The sequence below is a fragment of the Achromobacter spanius genome, from assembly GCF_039673305.1.
GTDB classification, from domain to species: Bacteria; Pseudomonadota; Gammaproteobacteria; order Burkholderiales; family Burkholderiaceae_B; genus Achromobacter; species Achromobacter spanius_F.
The window spans coordinates 1-21759 of record NZ_JBDJLJ010000080.1 but is presented as its reverse complement, the minus strand read 5'-3'; the positions used below and the strand labels follow the sequence as shown (position 1 = coordinate 21759).

General features: G+C 70.4%; 11 protein-coding genes. 8 read left to right on the top strand and 3 right to left on the bottom strand.

Annotated features, from left to right (window positions below):
• Positions 1-2: 2 nt before the first annotated feature.
• From ABE485_RS29260 to ABE485_RS29250, 3 genes are read right to left on the bottom strand one after another with little or no spacing between them, the layout of a single operon-like run.
• Complete coding sequence (locus ABE485_RS29260) at positions 3-344, bottom strand: DUF883 family protein (RefSeq protein ID WP_346518758.1); 342 nt, start codon at positions 342-344, stop codon at positions 3-5.
• Complete coding sequence (locus ABE485_RS29255; RefSeq protein ID WP_346518757.1) at positions 328-624, bottom strand: hypothetical protein; 297 nt, start codon at positions 622-624, stop codon at positions 328-330. Before ABE485_RS29255 ends, ABE485_RS29260 begins: the two co-directional genes overlap by 17 nt.
• Before the next feature lie 38 nt (positions 625-662).
• Positions 663-2435 (bottom strand): thiamine pyrophosphate-requiring protein, encoded by a 1773-nt coding sequence (locus ABE485_RS29250; protein ID WP_346518756.1) that lies wholly within the window; start codon positions 2433-2435, stop codon positions 663-665.
• Between the two features lie 299 nt (positions 2436-2734).
• Here ABE485_RS29250 and glgA point away from each other — a divergent pair, with 299 nt between their 5' ends.
• Genes glgA through treY form a run of 8 tightly spaced genes read left to right on the top strand, consistent with a single transcriptional unit; the run spans position 2735 to position 21711 of the window.
• A complete protein-coding gene (glgA, locus tag ABE485_RS29245; RefSeq protein ID WP_346518755.1) occupies positions 2735-4300 on the top strand; it encodes a glycogen synthase GlgA in 1566 nt (521 codons plus the stop codon).
• Positions 4301-4312: 12 nt separating this feature from the next.
• Positions 4313-7501: an alpha-1,4-glucan--maltose-1-phosphate maltosyltransferase gene (locus tag ABE485_RS29240; RefSeq protein WP_346518754.1), complete on the top strand. Its 3189-nt coding sequence runs from the start codon at positions 4313-4315 to the stop codon at positions 7499-7501.
• Positions 7498-10878, top strand: coding sequence for a maltose alpha-D-glucosyltransferase (gene treS / locus ABE485_RS29235; protein ID WP_430795479.1), 3381 nt, complete (start codon positions 7498-7500; stop codon positions 10876-10878). Before ABE485_RS29240 ends, treS begins: the two co-directional genes overlap by 4 nt.
• The gene (gene glgB / locus ABE485_RS29230; RefSeq protein ID WP_346518752.1) at positions 10875-13067 is read left to right on the top strand and encodes a 1,4-alpha-glucan branching protein GlgB; all 2193 of its coding nucleotides are present in this window, start codon (positions 10875-10877) and stop codon (positions 13065-13067) included. Before treS ends, glgB begins: the two co-directional genes overlap by 4 nt.
• 4 nt (positions 13068-13071) lie before the next feature.
• Positions 13072-15183 (top strand): glycogen debranching protein GlgX, encoded by a 2112-nt coding sequence (gene glgX / locus ABE485_RS29225; RefSeq protein WP_346518751.1) that lies wholly within the window; start codon positions 13072-13074, stop codon positions 15181-15183.
• Complete coding sequence (treZ, locus tag ABE485_RS29220; RefSeq protein ID WP_346518750.1) at positions 15180-16967, top strand: malto-oligosyltrehalose trehalohydrolase; 1788 nt, start codon at positions 15180-15182, stop codon at positions 16965-16967. Before glgX ends, treZ begins: the two co-directional genes overlap by 4 nt.
• Positions 16964-19081 (top strand): 4-alpha-glucanotransferase, encoded by a 2118-nt coding sequence (gene malQ / locus ABE485_RS29215; RefSeq protein WP_346518749.1) that lies wholly within the window; start codon positions 16964-16966, stop codon positions 19079-19081. The genes treZ and malQ overlap by 4 nt, the downstream gene beginning before the upstream one ends.
• Positions 19078-21711 carry a malto-oligosyltrehalose synthase gene (treY, locus tag ABE485_RS29210; RefSeq protein ID WP_346518748.1) on the top strand — a complete coding sequence of 878 codons (2634 nt, stop codon included), beginning with the start codon at positions 19078-19080 and terminating at the stop codon, positions 21709-21711. Before malQ ends, treY begins: the two co-directional genes overlap by 4 nt.
• Positions 21712-21759: the final 48 nt, after the last annotated feature.

Genomic DNA, 21759 nt, shown 5'->3' with positions numbered 1-21759 from the left:
GCTCAGCGCCGCCGGCTGTGGTCCGACATCATGCACATGCCGGCCAGCACGCCGACCAGGGCCGCCGCGGCGACGCTCTTCCAGGCATTCTCGTGCACGTACTCGTCCGTGGCGTGCGACACCTCGCGCGCGCGGTCCCAGGCGGCGCGCTCCCAGCCCCTGGCCTGTTCGCGCGCGGCGTCGAGCTGCTGCTTGAGCTTGTCGCGCGCCGCCTCGATTTCGGACCCGCCGTAGCTGGCGGTGCTGCGCAGCAGGTCCTCGGTGCCTGAAATCAGGTCCCGCATGGTGCGCGTCGAAGCGTCCGACGAATGGAACATATCGCGCAGCCTATCTTGCTTCTTCATGGAAACTCCTTGGAAAGTGTGAAGCCATGCCCCGCGGCATGGCAAGCGCGCGGCCTGCGCCGCAAGCCCCATGCCGGCCGCTCAGCCGGTCGATGCCCGGCGTCTGTTGCGGATCCACGCCCGGCATGGGATTGGGGATGCTGTCGGGAGGCCATCGCCCCTTCTCGTCCTTGTCGGGCGCGGTCGGTTCCGGCTTGGGTTGCTCGGCGGGCGACTGGTCGGGCGCGGGACGCCCGCCCTGCCCGGGCTGGGGGGAATTCGTTGCACCGGCGATTGCCATGATGTGCTCCTGACGTAAGAAAACTGGCGGATTGGCGGCTAGCCCGCCCACCATTGCTTGAGGGTTGCGCGCAGGGCCGCGCCGCCCGCCGCGGCATCTTCGTTGCGCAACGCCTTGAAGTACGCGCCGATCTGCCTGGCCGGGATATGCGGCGGCAGCGGCGGCATCTCCGGGTCGGTCACCATCTCCAGCACCACGGGACGCGTCGCCGACAGCGCCCGATCCCATGCGGGCCCGACCTCGTCCGGACTGTCGACGCGGATGCCTTCCAGGCCCAGCAGGCGCCCGTAGTCCGCATAAGAGAACCTGGGCAGCCACTGGGAATCCGCAAATCTGGGATCGCCGCCCATCACGCGCTGCTCCCAGGTGACCAGGTTCAGGTCGCCGTTGTTCAGCACCAGGACCACCAGCGTCGGGTTGCTCCAGTCCTTCCAGCGATGGGAGATGGTGATCAGTTCGTTGATCCCCAGCATCTGCATGGCGCCGTCGCCCACCAGCGCGATGACCGGGCGTTCGGGATAGGCGAGCTTGGCCGCCACCGCATAGGGCACGGCGCAGCCCATCGTGGCCAGTCCGCCCGAGACCGATCCCATCATGCCCGCGCGCAAGTCGATGTCGCGGGCGTACCAGTTGGCGGCGGATCCCGAGTCGCAGGCGATGATGGCGCCGGGCGGCAGCCGCCTGGACAGTTCCAGGAACGGCCGCTGCGGGTTCAGCGGCTTGGCGTCCACCATGGCGCGGGCATGCACGGTTTCGCGCCAGCCCGCCACCTGCTTTTCGATCCGGTCGCGCCAGCGGCGCGCCTTATTCGGTTCCAGCAGCGGGATCAGGGCCTGCAGCGTCAGCCGGCTGTCGCCGACCAGCCCGACCTCCACCGGATAGCGCAGGCTGAGCTTGCGCCCGTCGCGGTCGATCTGCACCGCCCGCGCCTGCCCTTCCTGCGGCAGGAATTCAGCATAGGGAAACGACGTGCCCACCATCAGCAACGTGTCGCATCCGTTCATCATGTCCCAGCTCGGCTGAGTGCCCAGCAGGCCGATCGCGCCGGTCACATACGGCAGGCTATCGGGCAGGACGGCCTTGCCGAGCAGCGCCTTGGCGACGCCGGCGCCCAGCAGTTCGGCGACCTCGGCCACCTGCTCGCCCGCGTCCAGGGCGCCGGCGCCCGCCAGGATGGCCACGCGTTCCCCGGCATTGAGGATGTCGGCGGCATTGCGCAGCGCGGCCGGTTCCGGCACCCCGGCGTGCGACGTCACGCCGATGCCCGTGTGCACGGTGCCGTGCGCGCGCGGCGGGACCTCGACGGCGGGCAGGTCCTGCACGTCGTTCGGAAATATCACGCAGGTGACGCTGCGCCGCTCCATCGCGATGCGCACCGCGCGATCCACCATATGGCGGGCCTGCTCCGGGGTGGTCGCCATGTGCACGAAATCGTGCGCCACGTCCTTGAACAGGCTGACGAGGTCGACCTCCTGCTGGTAGTCGCCGCCCAGCGCACTGCGGGCCTGCTGACCCACCAACGCGACGACGGGCTGATGGTCCAGCTTGGCGTCATACAGGCCATTGAGCAGATGAATCGCGCCGGGGCCCGACGTGGCCAGGCACACGCCCACCTGGCCGGTGAATTTGGCATGCGCGCAGGCCATGAACGCAGCGCTTTCTTCGTGGCGGGCCTGAACGAACTCCAGGGGCTCCTGGGTGCGGCCAAAGGCGCCGATCAGGCCGTTGATGCCGTCCCCGGGATAGCCGAACACCCGCCTGACGCCCCATTGCGACAGCCGCTTCAGCACGAAGTCCGACACTGTTTCCATACCTTTCTCCCGCGTTCGTCCTTGAAGGCGACACAGGGCAGCAACCGCCGTTCCTGCCCCAGGCGGCAAATAGGGCCGGAACCGCGGATAGAAATTACAAAGCGACGCCCCAGGCGGAGATACGTCTTTTGTCTCAACCCGCTTTCGGACGAGGCGCGACTTCCCTTTTCTGCTGCGGCGCCGCATTTTCTCCGCCGCCGCGAAGTTTGGGCACACCGCTTGCGTATCCCAGGGTCTCGGCGCCGTCGCGATCGACCTTTTTCCGCATATCGCGATGGGCCAGTCAAACTGGAGCAAGCATGGCGAAGACAAGAACCCTGATCGTGGCGGGAGAGGCTTTCCCTCTGGCCAAAACGGGCGGCCTCGGAGATGCCATCACAGGCATGGCGCGCGCGCTGGCCGAGGCGCATGTGCCGCTGAGCGTGCTGCTCCCCGCCTACCGCGGCGTGCGGGCCAAGCTCAACCGGGTCCGCACCGTGGCGGCGCTGCCCGGCCTGCCCGGCGGCGACGCCGTGCTGCTGGAGGGCAAATGCCCGCAGTCCGGCCTGGACTATCTGTTGCTGGAAAACGACGCCCTGTACGACCGCGCCGGCCTGTATGCCGACGAACACGGAAACGAGCATCCGGACAACGGCGTGCGCTACGCCGCGCTGGCCCATGCGGCGGTGCGCGTGGCGGCGGGGCTGCCCGGCCTTGCGCGCCCCACGCTGGTGCATGCCCATGACTGGCATGCGGGACTGGTCCCGCTGCTGCTGCGCGCGGCCGGCCTGCGCGGGGTGAAAAGCGTGATGACCATCCACAACCTCGCATTCCAGGGGCTCTTTCCCATGGACTGCGCGGACGAATTCGACATTCCGGATTGGGCGCGCGGCGACGACGGCGCACAGGCCTGGGGCCGGCTGAACTTCCTGAAGGCCGGCATCCGCTATGCCGACCGCGTGACCACCGTGAGCCGCACCTATGCGCGGGAGATCATGACGCCGGCCTTCGGCTGCGGCCTGGACGACCTGCTGCGGGAGCGTGGCGGCGATCTGCTGCCGATACCGAACGGCATCGACGACGTGCTGTGGAATCCGGCGCACGATCCCTATCTGCGCAGTCACCGGTATTCCGCCCGCGACCTGTCGAACAAGATCCACTGCAAGGCCGCCCTGCAACGCGAATTCGGCCTGCGCCCCGATCCGGGCGCCACGCTGATGGTCATGGGCAACCGCCTGACCGAACAGAAGATGGCGGACGTCGCTGTCCAGGCGCTTCCCGATGCGCTGGAGCGGCACCCCGGCCTGCAGGTCGCGGTGCTGGGCCAGGGCGATCACCGGTTCGAGGAGGCCCTGCGGGACATCGCGAACCGATATCCGGGACGGTGCGCCGTCCATATCGGCTACGACGAGGGCATGGCCCATCGCCTGCATGCGGGGTCCGACATCCTGCTGCACGCCAGCCGGTTCGAACCCTTCGGGCTGACGCCGCTGTATGCGATGCGTTACGGCTCGCTGCCGATCGGCTCGCGAGTAGGCGGCATGGCCGACACCATCGAGGATCCGGGCCCGCGCGCGCCCCTTTCGGCCATGTCCTCGGCCAATGGCCTGCTGTTCGACGGCGACAGCCGCGAAGCCATGACCGCCGCGATCGACCGGGCGGTGAACCTGCGCGGCCACGGCATCCTGTGGCGCATCATGCAGCGCAACGCAATGACGTCCGACTTCGGCTGGCGCTCCGCCGTCAGCCTGTACGCCAGCCTGTACCGCTCGCTGGTCGAACCGGATTATCGCGAGGCCGAACTCGCGCCCGCCGTGCAGCCTGCAAGCATGGCGGTGGGCGGCAGGCGGTCGCGATCGGGCGGCGCGATGCCGGCGGCGATCTAGGGAGGAAACCCGGTGCCCACCCCCAGCGCCCCTCTCCACCACCGCGCGCCTTTGCGCATCTATCACGCCCGCGCCGGCCTGGACGGGGCCCCTCCGGCCCTGCCCGCCCGCCTGGCGCAGCGCGGTTTCAACAGCATCTTGATACCGGCCCCCTGGCTGCTTGCTCCCCAATCCGGCAGCCGCGCGCCGCTGGATGCCGACACGGCGCTGCTCGAGGGCCTGCAGGTGCCCATCGCCCACTGGTATACGCGGGCCGCCGCGCCGCTGTCGGCGCAGCGCCTGAGCCTGTTCGTGGACGTGGTGCTGGACCGCTGCGCCCGGGACGCCGTCCCGAGCACGGCCGCTCCGGGCTGGTACCAGCCGCTGCATGAGGAACCCGCGCGCGACCCGCGCCTGTCCCCAGAAGCGCGCAGCGTACTGCATCTGCAGGACGGTCCGTTGCCGCCCGGTTTCCTGGCGTCCTGGACCGAACGCCTGCTGCGCTGGACCGCCAGCGGTGTGGACGGCCTGGTGTTCCAGGCGCCGCAACGCTTGCCGGCCTCCGCGTGGCGCGAACTGGGGGCAGGCCTGCGCCGCCAGCGGCCGGATGTGCAACTGCTGGCCTGGACGCCCGGCCTGTCGCCGGCGGAACTTGCGGCCTTGCGCGACGCCGGCTTCGACGGGGCCTTCTCGTCGCTGCCATGGTGGGATTTCAAGTCGTCCTGGTTGGCCGAAGAAGACGCACGGCTGCGCGCGATCGGGTCCGTTATCGCCGCGCCGCCCCGGTCGGGCGCTGCCCGGCCCGAGGCCGACGGCGCCCGCGCCCTGTGGAGCGCCGCCGTGACCGGCGACGCCATCATGCTGGACGACGACGAGGAACGCCGCCTGCCCGGCGTCGAGACCGCACTGCAATGGCTGGCGGTGTCGCGTCCGCACGGCCCGCTGCGGATGCTGGGCGGCCGCGATGGCGCCAGCACCGCGCTGCTGCGCGACACCGGCCAGGGCGCGACCGCCGTGCTGGCGGTCAATCCGTCGGACACGCTCGAGGCGGCGACGGACTGGGACGCGCTGGCGCCGCTTCTGCCCGCCGCGGACCTGGTGCCGTACACCCCGCCCGAAGGCCTGTTGGCACAGGGCCATGCGTTGCCGCCGGGCGGCTGCGCCATGCTGATGCTGGAGCCCACGCAGCCCGTGCGCGATACCGCAAGCCGCCACCGGACCCGCGCCGACGACGCGGCGAACCAGCGCGTCGTCCTGGAAAACGTGAGCCCGGCGGTCGATGGCGGCGCGTTTCCGGTCAAGAGCATTCCGCATGCGCGCATCGTGGTGCAGGCGGATATCTTCATGGACGGCCACGACCAGATCGCCGCGGAACTGCGCTGGCGCGCCAAGGACGAGTCCCGCTGGCGCACGACGCCGATGGCGCGCGGCATGAACGACCGCTGGGAGGCGGCCTTCCGCCCGCGCCGCGTCGGCGCCCACGAGTTCGTGGTGGCGGCGTGGTTCGACGCCTGGCATACCTTCTGCCACGACATCGAACTGAAGCATCAGGCGGGCCGCGACCTTACCCTGGAATTGCATGAAGGGCTGGCGCTGCTGCGCGACGCCCTGGCGCGCGCGCAGGCCGGCGCGCCTGCCGGCGCCGACGCCGAGCCGGTGCAGCGTGCGCTTGCCGCATTCGCGGACGCCGACCTGGCCGCGCCCGTCCCGCCCACGCTGGAACAGGTGGCCGCGCTGCTCGATCCGGCCCTTGCGGCAGCCATGCGCGACCTGGACGACCGCCCCTTCGAAGCCGTGAGCCCCGCCGCCTATCCGGTGTGGGTCGACAGAAGCCAGGCGTGCCATTCCAGCTGGTACGAACTGTTCCCGCGGTCGCAGGCGGCCCAGGCGGGCCGCCACGGCACGTTCGACGACGTCATCGCCCGCCTGCCCGACGTGCGCGAAATGGGTTTCGACGTGCTCTACCTGCCGCCCATCCACCCTATCGGCCAGCGCAACCGCAAGGGACGCAACAACAGCCTGCGCGCCGAGCCGGGCGACGTGGGCAGCCCCTACGCGATCGGTTCCGCGGCCGGCGGACACGACGCCATCGAGCCGCAGCTGGGCACGCTGCCGGATTTCCTGCGGCTGGTGGACGCCGCCGCCCGGCACGGCATGGAGATTGCCCTGGATTTCGCCATCCAGTGCTCGCCCGACCACCCGTGGCTGGCGCGCCACCCGGAATGGTTCTCCTGGCGCCCGGACGGCTCGCTGCGTTACGCCGAAAACCCGCCCAAGAAGTATGAAGACATCGTCAACGTCGCTTTCTACGGCGCGCAGGCGCGGCGCGCCCGCAAGCTGGGCCTGTGGCGCGCGTTGCGCGACGTCGTGCTGTTCTGGGTCGGCCATGGGGTGCGCATCTTCCGCGTCGACAACCCGCACACCAAGCCGCTGCCCTTCTGGCAATGGCTGATCGGCGAGGTCCACGCGCAGCATCCGGACGTGATCTTCCTGTCCGAGGCCTTCACGCGGCCGAAGATGATGTACCGGCTGGCGAAGATCGGCTTCACGCAGTCGTACACCTACTTCACCTGGCGCAACGAGAAGGCGGAGTTGCAGGCCTACCTGGAAGAGATTTCGTCGCCGCCGGCCGCGGATTTCTTCCGCCCGCATTTCTTCGTGAACACGCCGGACATCAACCCCTTCTTCCTGCAGACCTCGGGACGTCCGGGCTTCCTGATCCGCGCCGCGCTGGCGGCGCTGGGATCCGGGCTGTGGGGCGTGTACAGCGGCTTCGAGCTGTGCGAAGGCGCTCCCCTGCCGGGCAAGGAGGAATACCTGGACTCCGAGAAGTACGAACTGCGCCAGCGCGACTGGCATGCGCCCGGCAACATCCGCGCCGAGATCACCCGCCTGAACCAGATCCGCCGCGCCAATCCCGCGCTGCAGACCCACCGCGGGCTGACCCTGGCGGACAGCGGCAACGACCGCGTGCTGGCCTTCTATAAGTCCACGCCCGGACACGGCAACGTGGTGCTTGCGGCCATCAGCCTGGATCCGTTCCAGCCGCAGGCCGCCCGCATCGAGGCGCCGTTCTGGCTGTTTGGGCAGGCCGACGCCGGCCAGCTGGCCGCCGAAGACCTCCTGACCGAAAACCGAGAGACCTGGCATCAGAAGATGCGCGATCTGACGCTGACCCCCGACCAACCCTATCGCGTGTGGCGCCTGTCGCTGCATGGATGAAGCTCCGCACGCCCCTTGCCATGATCAGTGAAACCCAAACCATTCAGGACGATGCGCTCTGGTACAAGGATGCCGTCATCTATCAGCTTCACGTGAAGTCGTTCTTCGACTCGAATGGCGACGGCGTGGGCGACCTGCCCGGACTCATCTCCAAGCTGGATTACATCGCCAGCCTGGGCGTCAACACCATCTGGCTGCTGCCCTTCTATCCCTCGCCGCGCCGCGACGACGGCTACGACATCGCGGACTACCGCGGCGTGCATGCCGATTACGGCACAATTTCCGACGTGCGCAAGCTGATCCGCGCGGCCCATGCCCGCGGGCTGCGCATCATCACGGAACTGGTGGTGAACCACACCTCGGACCAGCATCCCTGGTTCCAGCGTGCGCGCGCCGCCAAGCCCGGCTCCGCCGCCCGCAACTTCTATGTGTGGTCCGACAACGACAAGGCCTACGCCGGCACCCGCATCATCTTCTGCGACACCGAGAAGTCGAACTGGACCTGGGATCCGGTGGCCAACGCCTATTTCTGGCACCGCTTCTATTCGCACCAGCCCGACCTGAACTACGACAATCCGCAGGTGCTCAAGGAAGTGCTGTCCGTCATGCGCTACTGGCTGGACATGGGCGTGGACGGGCTGCGCCTGGACGCCGTGCCCTACCTGGTGGAGCGCGAGGGCACCAACAACGAGAACCTGCCCGAAACGCACCAGGTGCTCAAGCAGATCCGCGCCGTGATCGAGTCGGAGTACCCGGGCCGCCTGCTGCTGGCCGAGGCCAACCAGTGGCCCGAGGACGCACAGGAATACTTCGGCGCCGGCGACGAATGCCACATGTCGTTCCACTTTCCGCTGATGCCGCGCATGTACATGGCGATCGCCCAGGAAGATCGTTTTCCCATCACGGACATCATCCGCCAGACCCCGGACATCCCCGCCACCTGCCAGTGGGCGATCTTCCTGCGCAACCACGACGAGCTGACGCTGGAAATGGTGACCAGCCGCGAACGCGACTATCTCTGGAACGTCTACGCCGCCGAGCCGCGCGCCCGCATCAACCTGGGCATCCGCCGCCGCCTGGCGCCGCTGCTCGAGCGCGACCGCCGCCGCGTCGAATTGATGAACAGCCTGCTGCTGTCCATGCCCGGCACGCCGGTGCTGTACTACGGCGACGAACTGGGCATGGGCGACAACGTTCACCTGGGCGACCGCGACGGCGTGCGCACGCCGATGCAATGGTCGCCGGACCGCAACGGCGGCTTCTCGCGGGCGGATCCCGAGCGCCTGCCGCTGCCGGTGCTGATGGGGCCGCTGTACGGCTACGAGGCCGTCAACGTCGAGGCGCAGCAGCGCGACCCGCACTCCCTGTTGAACTGGACCCGGCGCCTGCTGGCCCAGCGCCGCCAGAGCCACGCCTTCGGGCGCGGCGCGCTGCGCTTCATCCTGGCCGGCAACCGCAAGATCCTGGCCTACCTGCGCCAATGGCAGGACACCACCATCCTGTGCGTGGCCAACCTGTCCAACGCCGCGCAACCGGTCGAACTGCAGATGCAGGAGTTTGCCGGCCGCGTGCCGGTGGAAATGCTGGGGGGCACGCCGTTTCCCGCCATCGGCGAATTGCCGTACCTGCTGACGCTGCCGCCCTACGCGTTCTACTGGATGGACCTGAGCCAGGACGCCGCGCCGCCCGGATGGCACGCCACGGCGCCGGCCCAGATGCCCGAGCTGATTACGCTGGTGCTCAAGTCGCGCGGCGGCGCGGCGCTCACCGACGCGTCGCGCGCCACGCTGGAAAGCGAAATCCTGCCGCAGTACCTGGCGCGCCAGCGCTGGTATCCGGGTTCGGAGCCGCCGTCTCGCGCCCGCCTTGCCTACGCCACGCCGTTCGCTTCGGCGGACGGCGAGTACTACTGGGCGGAAATCGAACCGCAGGACGGCGTGAGCGGGATGCGCGCGCAGGCGCCTTTCGTCCTGGTCTGGGACGAAACCGCCACCATCCAGTACGCCATCGCCCGCGTGCGCCGCGGCGCGGAGGTCGGGGTCCTGGCGGACGCCTTCCTGCAGCCGGGATTCGTGCGCAGCACCCTGAAGGCCTTGCAGGACGGCGCCGAACTGGACGGGCGCAGCGCCGGCAAGCCTGGCGACAAGCCGGGCGTGATCCGTTTCCTGCCGGAAGCGGGAATGCGCGACATCGCGCTGGACGACGAACCCGCCATGCAATGGCTGACCGGCGAACAGTCGAACAGCTCGGTCATCGTGGGCGGCCAGCTGATCCTGAAACTCATCCGCAGCGTGCAGCCGGGCGCATCGCCCGAAGCGGAAATGACCCGCTACCTGACCCGCGCCGGCTACGGCAACATCCCCGCCCTGCTGGGCGAAGTGCAGCGCCTGGACGCGGACGGCGCGATCCACACCCTCGCCATCGCGCACCGCTACGTCTCCAATGAGGGCGACGCGTGGAGCTGGACGCTGGACTATCTGAAGCGCACGCTCGCGAACGCGCTGCTGGTGGGCAGCAGCGTCGAGGAATTCGAAGAGAGCCTGCAGGGGTACGCGGTCATGGCCGCGACCATCGGCGCGCGGCTGGGACAGATGCACGCCGTCCTGGCGTCGCCGACGGACGAGCCGGACTTTCAGCCCCGTCCCGCCAGCCAGGCGGATTCGGACGCGCGCGCCGAGCATGTGCGCGGCCTGCTGGACCGCGCCGAAAAGGACCTGCGCGCACAGTTCGACAAGCTCGAGGAGCCGTCGCAGGCGTGCGCGGAGTGGTTCTTCGACCATCATTCCCGTCTGGCCGAGCGCGTGGGCGCCATGGCGCAGGCCGAAACGGGCTTGCCTAACCTGCGCGTGCACGGCGATTTCCACCTGGGCCAGGTGCTGGTGGCGCAGACGGATGCCTATCTGATCGATTTCGAAGGCGAACCCATCAGCAGCCTGCAGGCCCGGCGGGCACTGGCCTCGCCTTACAAGGACGTGGCCGGCATGCTGCGTTCGTTCGACTATGCTGCCGCGTCGATCGCCCGCACCGACCTGATCGGCGGCGCGCACATGGACGCCAATGCCGGCGCGGACGAAACCCCGGCCCCGCCCGTCGCCCCCGCCGAACAGCGCGACGCGCTGCTGGCGCGCTTTCGCCAGCAGGCGTCCGAGGCCTTCCTGCAGGGCTACCGCGGCGCGCGCGGCGAATCGCTGACGCCCCCGCCGGAACAGGAAGGCACGCTGCTGGCGCTGGCGCAGCTTGAAAAAGCCGCCTACGAGGTCAGCTACGAGGCGGCGCACCGGCCAGACTGGATTTCGATTCCGCTGTGCGCCCTGACCGAACTGGCGCGCAGCGTCCTGCTGTCCGCCGCCATCGACGCCGAAGGGAAGACGCCATGAGCGACGCTCTCGCCACGCCCGCAGCCGGCGGCCTTATCGACCCGCAGGAGCTGACCGCCCTGGCCTGTGGCCTGCACGACAATCCCTTCGCCGTGCTGGGGCCGCACGACGGCTGGCTGCGCGTCTACGTACCGGGCGCGCAGGCGGTGGACGCGCTGGATCAGGACGGCGTGCGCACGCCATTGCGCGAACAGGGGCAAGGGCTTTACGTGGGCCAGGTGCCCTACGCCCAGCCGGGCGACGGCGCCTCGTATCGCCTGGCCATCCGTTGGCCCGCGGCGGAACAGGTGACGGCGGACCCCTATGCCTTCGGCGCGCTGCTGGACGACGCCACCCTGCAGCGGCTGGCGCAGGGCTCGTGGCGCGACGCGGGGGAAGCCCTGGGCGCGCACCTGGCGGAAGTGGACGGGGTGGCGGGCCTGCGCTGCGCGGTCTGGGCGCCGAACGCGCGCCGCGTCGCCGTGGCCGGCGACTTCAACGGCTGGGACGCGCGGCGCCATGGCATGCGGCTGCGGCACGACGCCGGCGTCTGGGAGCTCTTCATCCCGGGCCTGCGCCCCGGCGACCGCTACAAATTCGCCATTACCGACCGCACGGGCGGCCAGTTCATGAAGGCCGATCCGATGGCGCGCCGCTGCGAAGAGGCGCCGGCCACGGCGTCCGTGGTGGATGATCCCGCGCCCTACGCCTGGAACGACGAAGCGTGGATGCGGGAGCGCGGCGCGCGCCAGTCCCCGGCCGCCGCGCTGTCCATCTACGAAGTCCATGCGGGATCCTGGGCGGCGCGCGATCCGGCGCGCTGCCTGTGGGACCAGCTGGCCGACAGCCTGCCCGCCTACGTGAGCGCCATGGGATTCACGCACATCGAACTGATGCCCATCATGGAGCATCCCTTCGGCGGCTCCTGGGGCTATCAGCCGCTGGGCATGTTCGCGCCCACGGCGCGCCATGGCCCGCCGGCCGCCTTTGCCCGCTTCGTCGACCGCTGCCACGAAGCCGGCATCGGCGTCCTCCTGGACTGGGTGCCGGCGCACTTTCCCGACGACCCGCACGGCCTGGCCGCCTTCGACGGCACCTCGCTCTACGAGTACGAGGACCCGCGCGAGGGCTATCACCCCGACTGGCACACCATGGTCTACAACCTGGGGCGCAACGAGGTGAAGGCCTTCATGATCGCCAGCGCGATCCATTGGCTGCGCCGCTTCCACATCGACGGGCTGCGCGTGGATGCGGTGGCGTCGATGCTGTACCGGGACTACAGCCGCCAGCCCGGCGAATGGATCCCCAACCGCTATGGCGGACGCGAGAACCTGGAAGCCGTGCAATTCCTGCAGGAGCTCAACAGCACGGTGCGCTCGGAGTGCCCCGACGCGATCATGGTGGCCGAGGAGTCGACCGCGTGGCCGGGGGTAACGGCCCCCGTTTCGGAAGGCGGCCTGGGCTTTCACTACAAATGGAACATGGGCTGGATGCACGACACGCTGCGCTACCTGGCGCAGGACCCCATCCACCGGCGTTATCACCACCACGACATCACCTTCGGCATGGTGTATGCGTACAGCGAACGCTTCATCCTGCCCCTGTCGCACGACGAAGTGGTGCATGGCAAGGGATCGCTGCTGGGCAAGATGCCGGGCGACGCGCAGGCCAGGCTGGCCAACCTGCGCGCCTACCTGGGATTCATGTGGGCGCACCCGGGCAAGAAGCTGCTGTTCATGGGCGGCGAACTGGCCCAGCCCGCCGAGTGGAACCACGACGCCACCCTGGACTGGAATCTGCTGGACCACCCGGGCCACCTGGGCATGCAGCGGCTGGTGGCCGACCTGAACCGGCTGTACGCGCAGTTGCCCGCCCTGCACGCGCGGGACGCGGATCCCGCCGGATTCGCCTGGGCGATCCTGGATGACCACGACAACAGCGTGGTGGCGTTCGTCCGCAACGACGGCCAAAGGCATATGCTTGCCGTATCGAACTTCACGCCCGTCGCCCGCCACGGCTACCGCATCGGCGTCCCGTGCGCCGGCCGCTGGGCCGAACTGCTGAACACCGACGCCGCGCATTACGGCGGGTCCGGCCAGGGCAACCAGGGCGGCGCCAGCACCGGCGACATGCCCGCCCACGGCCAGCCTCAAGCGCTGTCCCTGACCCTGCCGCCCCTATCCACCCTTTATCTGATGCATGAAGGCTGAATCCATGGACCCGTCCCAACTGACCCGCATGACCGCCGGCCAGCCCCATCCCATGGGCGCCACCAGCGACGGCCTGGGCGTGAACTTCGCCGTGTTCTCGGCGAACGCCACGCGCATCGAACTATGCCTGTTCGACGCCAAGGGCCGCAAGGAACTGCGCCGCTTCGATCTGCCGGAATGCACCGACGAGGTCTGGCATGGCTACCTGCCGGACGCCCAGCCCGGCCTGGTGTACGGCTACCGCGCCCACGGTCCGTACGATCCCCAGAACGGCCACCGCTTCAATCCGCACAAGCTGCTGCTGGACCCCTACGCCCGCCAGCTGAACGGCCAGGTGCACTGGAGCAACGCGCTGTTCGGCTACCGCATGAACCATTCCCGCGCCGACCTGAGCTTTGACCGCCGCGACAGCGCGCCGGCCATGCCTAAAGCTATCGTCGCCGACGAAACCCCGTTCAACTGGGGCAACAGCAAGCCGCCCGCCACGGCCTGGAACGACACCACGATCTACGAGGTCCATGTGCGCGGCGTGTCGATGCAGCGCGAGGACCTGCGCCAGCCCCTGCGCGGCACCTGCGCGGCGCTGGCCGATCCGCGCTTCATCGAACACCTGCAGCGGCTGGGCGTCACCGCGGTCGAACTGCTGCCGGTCTATGCGTTCCTGCAGGACCATTTCCTGACCGAACGCGGCCTGCGCAACTACTGGGGCTACAGCACGCTGTCCTACTTCGCGCCGGAGCCCGCCTACCTGATGCAGCATCCCAACGAGCTGCGCCAGGCGATCCGCCGCCTGCACGCCGCCGGCATCGAGGTGATCCTGGACGTGGTCTACAACCACACCTGCGAAGGCAACGAAATGGGGCCGACACTGTCGTGGCGCGGGCTGGACAACGCCAGCTACTACCGCCTGATCCCGGGCGACGAACGCTACTACATCAACGACACCGGCTGCGGCAACACCGTGAACATGTCCCACCCGCGGGTGCTGCAGATGGTGACCGATTCGCTGCGCTATTGGGCCACGTCGTACGGGGTGGACGGCTTTCGCTTCGACCTGGGCGTGACGCTGGGCCGCGAAGGCAACGGCTACGACCCCGGCGCGGGCTTCTTCGACGTCATCCTGCAGGACCCCGTGCTGTCGCGGCTCAAGCTCATCTCGGAGCCCTGGGACATCGGTCCGGACGGCTACCAGCTGGGCAACCATCCGCCCGGATTCGCGGAATGGAACGACAAGTTCCGCGACACCGCCCGCCGCTACTGGCGCGGCGACGAAGGCATGCGCGGCGACATGGCGGCGCGCCTGTGCGGCTCGCGCGACATCTTCGACCGCCGCCATCGCCGCCCCTGGTCCAGCATCAACTACGTCGCCTCGCACGACGGCTTCACGCTGGCGGACATCGTCGGCTACGACGGCAGCCACAACGAGGCCAACGGCGAAGGCGGCAACGACGGGCATTCCGAGAACTACAGCCACAACTGGGGCGCGGAAGGCCCGACCGACGATCCCGCCATCCTGGAAACGCGCGGATGCGTCCAGCGCGCGCTGCTGGCAAGCGTGCTGCTGTCCGACGGCACGCCGATGGTGCTGGCCGGCGACGAATTCGGCAACAGCCAGGACGGCAACAACAACGCCTATTGCCAGGACAACGCCCTGTCGTGGCTGGACTGGACGCAGGCCCAAAGCGATTCTGGACGTGCCATGAGCCGCTACGTCGGACGGCTGATCGCCCTGCGGCGCGCCCATCCCAGTGTGCGCAGCGCCCGCTATGGCGACGCGGGCCAGGAACTGGCGCCGGGCGTCGCGGCCATTGCCTGGTTCGACACGGCCGGCGCGCACCTGGACGCTCCCGCCTGGGAATCGGCGCAGGAGCGCGTCATGGGACTGCGGCGCGCGGCCCACCTTCCGGACGGCGAGGTCGACGTCACCCTGCTGCTGATGAATCCTACCCACGAACCGGCCACCTTCACCCTGCCCGAGCCCGCCATGGCCTGGACCGTGGAACTGGACTCCGCCACCCAGGCGCCCGCCGCGCCGCTGCGGGAGGCTACGGTGACGGTGGCGCCGCACAGCCTGGTCCTGCTGGCTGCGGCGCCATCGTCCGGAGACGCGCCATGACGGCTTCCTGGTCCTTCGGCGCAACGCCTTTGGAGAGCGGCGTGACGCGATTCCGCCTGTGGGCGCCCAGCGCGCCGCCGGCACTGGCGCTGGAGGTCGAGGGGCATCCGCCGATCCCGCTGCATCCCGACCCCGACGGCTACGCGCAAGCGGACGTCGATTGCCCGCCCGGCGCCCGCTATCACTACCGCCTGGACGCGGACACCGTCATCCCCGATCCGGCCTCGCGCCTGCAGGACGGCGACGTGCATGGCGACAGCATCGTGGTCGCACCTGGCGCCTACCGCTGGCGCCATCCCGAATGGAGCGGCCGGCCCTGGGAAGAAACCGTGCTGTACGAAGTCCACGCGGGGCTGGCGGGCGGCTTCAAGGGATTGCTGGACCGCTTGCCGGCCCTTGCGGCCCTGGGCGTCACCCTGCTGGAACTCATGCCCATCGCGGACTTTCCCGGCGCACGCAACTGGGGCTACGACGGGGTGCTGCCGTACGCGCCCGACACGGCCTACGGCACGCCCGATGACCTGAAGCGCCTGATCGACGGCGCGCACGGGCTGGGCATGGGGGTGATGCTGGACGTGGTCTACAACCATTTCGGCCCGGACGGCAATTACCTGTCGCGCTACGCCGCGCCGTTCTTCAGGTCTGACGTCGACACGCCCTGGGGCGACGCCATCGACTTTCGCCTGCCGGCGGTCAGCAGCTTCTTCAAGGAAAACGCGCTGTACTGGCTGACCGAGTATCGCTTCGACGGCCTGCGGCTCGATGCCGTGCACGCGATCGCCGGCCACGAATGGCTGCACGAGCTGGCGCGCTTCGTGCGCGATGGCGTGTCAGCCGAGCGCCACGTGCACCTGGTGGTCGAGAACGACGACAACCGCGCCAGCCTGCTCCAGGGAGATTTCGACGCCCAGTGGAACGACGACGCGCACCATGTGCTGCATCACCTGCTGACGGGCGAGACGCGGGGCTACTACGCCGACTATTGCGAGGCGCCCGCGCAGGCGCTGGCCCGCTGCCTGGCCGAAGGCTGGCTGTACCAGGGACAGCCCTCGCCCTACCGCGGCGGCCAGCCGCGCGGCGAACCGAGCGCGGCGTTGCCGCCCACCGCCTTCGTGCTGTTCCTGCAAAACCATGACCAGACCGGCAACCGTGCACGCGGCGAACGGCTGGCCAGCCTGGTGGACAGCGGCCAGCGGCTGCGGGCCGCGGTGGCGCTGCAGCTCCTGGCGCCGCAGATTCCGCTGATCTTCATGGGCGAGGAGCGCGGCGCGCGCTCCCCATTCCTGTACTTCACCAGCCACACGGACCCGGCGCTGGCGCAGGCCGTGCGCGACGGCCGGCAGCGCGAGTTCGCGGCGTTCCCGGAGTTCTCGGGCGACACGCCCGCCGCCCCGCTGCCCGACCCGAATGATCCCGCCACCTATCACGCCAGCGATCCCTGGCAGGAGGATCCCGAAAGCGCCGACTGGCTGCGCGACTACACCACGTTGCTGCAGCTGCGTGCGCGCCTGATCGCGCCGCGCCTGGCGGGCGCCGTCAGCCTGGGCGCCACGGCGGTGGGCGAACGCAGCGTCTTCGCCCGATGGGAACTGGCCGACGGCGCGCGGCTGACGCTGTACGCGAACCTGGGACCGGCGCCGCAGCCGGTGCCCGCGGCGCTGATGCCCGGCCCCGACGTATACGCCACCCTGCTGTTCGAATCCCTGGCCGGCGGCCGCGACGCGCTGGCGCGGGGCGAGCTGTGTCCCGACTGCACGGTCTGGCTGCTCGAGGAGTCCGCGTGAATCCCGCCGGCGCCGAGGACGGCTTGTCCGCGCTGGCCCTCGAGGCGGGCATCGCGGAGCACTGGACCGACGCCCGCCGGCAACCCCGCCGTGTCGCGCCCGACACGCTGCGCGCGATGCTGGCCGCGCTGGACCTGCCCGCCGCCACCGCCCAGGACATCCGCGACAGCCGCCAGCGCCTGGCCGAGCAGACCGCCGGCGCACTGCCGCCGCTCCTGATCGCGCGGGGCAAGGACGAGACGGCACTACCGCGCGACGCCGCCGGCCCCTACCGCATCGTCTGCGAATCCGGGCGCGTCGTCGACGGCGACATCCGGACCGGCGCGGATGGCCAGCCTTGCCTCGTCGCGCCCGACGAACCCGGCTACCACCGGCTGTCCCTGGCGCTGGGCGACGCCGTGCTGGCGGTCGCCCCAGACCGTGCACCCGGCCTGGCCGAGCTGACCGGCGACCGCGACCCGCGCTGCTGGGGCATCGGCGCCCAGGTGTACAGCCTGCGGCAGGATGCGAACGGGGCGCTGCCGCGCACGCATGGTTTCGGCGACTTCGGCGCGCTGCGCGAGCTGGCGGTGGCCGCCGCGGAACAAGGCGCCGATATGCTGGCCATCAGCCCGGTGCACGCCATGTTTGCCGCCCAGCCCGGGCGCTGCAGCCCGTATTCCCCGTCCAGCCGGCTGTTCCTCAACATCCTGTACGCCGCGCCGGCATCCGTGCTGGGCCACGACGCGATGATGCGCGGGCTCGCGGACGTCGAGCCTGACGAGCTCAATGCGCTGGACAGCCTGGACCTGATCGACTGGCCGGACGCCGCCGCGATACGCGTGCGGCTGCTGCGCACGCTGCACCGGCAATTTTCCATCGAGGCGCCGCCTGCGCTGCGCCAGCGCTATACGCGCTTCTGCGCCGCCCAGGGGCAGGCGCTGCGCGACCATGCGGTGTTCGAGGCCCTGCACGCGGCGCGCCAGGCGGCCGATGGCGCGGTGCAGCCCTGGACGCAATGGCCGGCGGGCCTGCGCGACCCGGCCTCGGCCGAGGTCAGGCGCTACGCCCACGACCACGCCCGGGAAGTGGACTTCCACCAGTTCGCGCAATGGCTGGCCGCCGAAAGCCTGGCCGCGGCGCACGCGGCCGGACGCGAGGCCGGCATGCGGCTGGGCCTGCTTGCGGACCTGGCGGTAGGCGACAGCCCGGACGGCAGCCACGCCTGGAGCCGCCAGGCCGACCTGATGCCGCGCATGTCGATCGGCGCGCCGCCGGACATCTACAACCCGCTGGGCCAGAACTGGGGGCTGACCGCGTTCTCGCCGCGCGCGCTGCACGCCAACGGCTACCGGGCTTTCATCGATATGCTGCGCGCCAGCCTGGCGCATACGGGCGGCGTGCGCATCGACCACATCCTGGGCATGGCCCGGCTCTGGCTGGTGCCCGACGGCGCATCCCCCGCCGACGGCGCCTACCTGCGCTATCCGCTGGAGTCCCTGCTCGCGCTTACGGCGCTGGAAGCCCGGCGGCACCGGGCCTGCGCCATCGGCGAAAACCTCGGCACGGTCCCCGAAGGCTTCGACGAGCGCCTGAAGGACAACGGGGTGCTGGGCATGAACGTGCTGTGGTTCATGCGCCAGGCGGCGGACGCCGCGCCCGGGCCGGACGCGCCCGCCGGATTCACCGATCCCGCCCGCTGGCCGCGCGACGCCGCCGCCATGACCACCACGCACGACCTGCCCACGCTGCGCGGCTGGTGGGAAGCGCGCGACATCGAATGGCGCGTCCGGCTGGGCCTGCTGGGCGCGGACGACGACGAGCAGACCGTGCGCCGCGGCCGGGATATCGACCGCGCCCTGCTCGCCCGGGCGCTGGACCCCGCGGCAGCCGCTGCGCCCCGGCAGGCGCCCCTGCCGGCGCTGCTGCGCTTCGTATCGTCCAGTCCGTGCCCGCTGCTGCTCGTCCCCATGGAAGACGTGGCGGGGGTGCTGGACCAGCCCAACCTGCCCGGCACCATCGACACCCATCCCAACTGGCGCCAGCGCCTGCCCCGAAGCATACGCGCCACCTTCGCCGACCCCGCCGCGAAAGCGCGCCTGGACGCCGCGCGAACCGGCAGGAGACAACCTTGAGCACCCCTCGCGCCACCGCCCGACTGCAGCTGCACGCGGGCTACACGCTGGACGACGCCTGCGCCCAGGTCGACTACTACGCCGACCTGGGCGTCAGCCACCTGTACCTGTCGCCCATCACGCGCGCCCGGGCGGGTTCCACGCACGGCTACGATGTGATCGACCACGCCATCGTCAACCCGGAACTAGGCGGCGAGCCCGCGCTGCTGCGGCTGGCCGACGCCGGCCGCGCGCGCGGCCTGGGGCTGATCGCGGACATCGTCCCCAACCACATGGCGGCGCATCCGTCCAACGCCTGGTGGCGCGACGTCCTTGCCCAGGGCCAGGCCAGCGCCTGGTCGCGCCATTTCGATATCGACTGGGAACCGCCCACCGCGGCCCTGCAGGGCAAGGTGCTGCTGCCCGTCCTGGGCGACCCGTACGGCGCGGCGCTGGAACACGGCGCCATCAGGCCCTGCTGGGATGCAGGCGCCCCGCTGCCGGAACTGGACGTGGGCGGCCAGCGCTATCCGCTTTGCACCTCGTCTGTCCCGCGCGGCGCCGATCCGCAGGCGTGGATGCGCGAACACGATCCCGCAGATCCAGCCGCCAGGCAGCGGCTGCATGCGCTGCTGGAACGCCAGCATTACCGCCTGGCCTGGTGGCGGACGGCGCCGGACCTGATCAACTGGCGGCGCTTTTTCGAAATCAGCGAACTCGTGGGCGTGCGCGTCGAGGACGAGGCCGTGTTCGCCGAGGTCCACGCGCTCGTCCTGCGCCTGTATTCGCAAGGCATCCTGGACGGCTTGCGGATCGACCACATCGACGGCCTGGCCTCGCCGGGCGCCTATCTGCGGCGGCTGGCGGCCCGCCTGGCCGATGCCGGCGCCGCCCGGCCCGCGCCGTTCCGCCAGGAACAGCCCTATCTGGTCGTCGAAAAGATCCTGGCCCACGGCGAAACGCTGGACCCGCGCTGGCTCACGGACGGCACGACCGGCTATGACTTCATGGACCAGGCCGGCGCCCTGCTGCATGACCCCGAGGCAGAGCCGGCGCTGCGCACGTTCTGGGCAGCCCTGGCGGACGACCCGCGCGAGCCCGGGGAGCAGCTGCGGGCTGCCCGCCTGCGGATGCTGGCCCGGCACTTTCCTGCCGAGCGCCAGGCCCTGGTGCGCAGCCTGGCGCATATCGCGGCGCAAAGCCTGCGCACGCGCGACTGCACCCCCACCGCCATCGACCGCGCGCTGACGGCCTGGCTTGCGGCTTTTCCGGTGTACCGGACCTACGCCGAAGACGAAGGCGCCAGCGCCGCCGACGCGCATTGGCGCGCGCTGGCCACGCGCGGCGCGGCGGCGTCATTGGCCGCGCGCGAAGGCTCCGCCGACGCCGCCATGCTGGCCCAGCTGGATGAATGGCTGGACGGCACGTGTGCCGAGGCGGCTCCCGAGGCGCTGCGGCGCTTCCAGCAGCTGACTCCGCCCCTGGCGGCCAAGGCGCTGGAGGACACGCTGTTCTACCGCTACGGCCCGCTGCTATCGCGCAACGAGGTTGGCGCATCCCCCGACGCCTTCGCGCTGTCCGCCGACGATTTCCACGACCGGTGCGCCGCCCGTGCGCGCGAGCATCCGCGCGCCATGCTGGCCACGGCCACGCACGACCACAAGCGCGGCGAGGACACGCGCGCCCGGCTGGCCGCGCTGACCGAAATGCCGGACCGCTGGATGGCGCTGGCCGAAAGCTGGATCGGCGCGCTGCCGGCCGGCCTGACGCGCGCCGACCGCTACATGCTGATCCAGACCCTGGTCGGCGCCTGGCCGGCCGATGGGGACGCCCAGCAGCCCACGCAAGATCCGGCCGCGCTGCGGCCCTGGTTGGCGCGCGTGGGCCAATGGCAGCTCAAGGCCCTGCGCGAGGCGAAGCTGCACACCAGCTGGACCGATCAGGACCCCGTCTACGAAGCGGCGGCGCAGGAATGCCTGGACTACCTGTCCGACGACGCGAGCGGCCGCGAACTGCTCGCCGCCATCGCGGGCTTTGCCATGGAACTGGCCCCCGCCGGCCTGGTCAACGGCTTCACCCAGACGCTGCTGCGCAACACGCTGCCGGGCGTGCCCGACCTGTATCAGGGGACGGACTTGTGGGATTTCAGCCTGGTCGATCCGGACAATCGCCGCCCCGTCGACTACGCGCTTCGGGCCGCGCTGCTGGCCGCGTCCTCGCGCGACGCGGCCATGCCGCTGGACGAGTCCGCGTGGCGCGGCGGCGCGGTGAAGCAGGCGCTCATCCACCGCCTGCTGATGGCGCGCCAGCGCCTGCCGGGACCGTACGCCGGCGGGGACTTCCTGCGCGTGCACGCAGAAGGCGCCCAGGCGGCCCATGCCCTGGCCTTCCTGCGGCGGCACGACGGCCAGAATGCGCTCATCGTGGGGTGCAGGCTTTGCGCGCTGCGGGTGGCCGGCTACGCCTGCGGCGATGCGCCCGCCGCAAGGGCTTTCTGGGGCGATACGGCCCTGCGGCTGCCCGACGGACTGCCCAGCCTGTCGCTGCATGACGCCCTGACCGGCCGGCGCGTTCGCGCCAGCGCCGGCGGCCTGCTGCCGTTGGCCGAGATCCTGCGCGACGGCCCCGCCGCGCTCTGCCTGTCGGCCTAGCCGCGGCGCTTCACGCAACAACGGCCCCGGCCGCGTCAACGTTGGGAC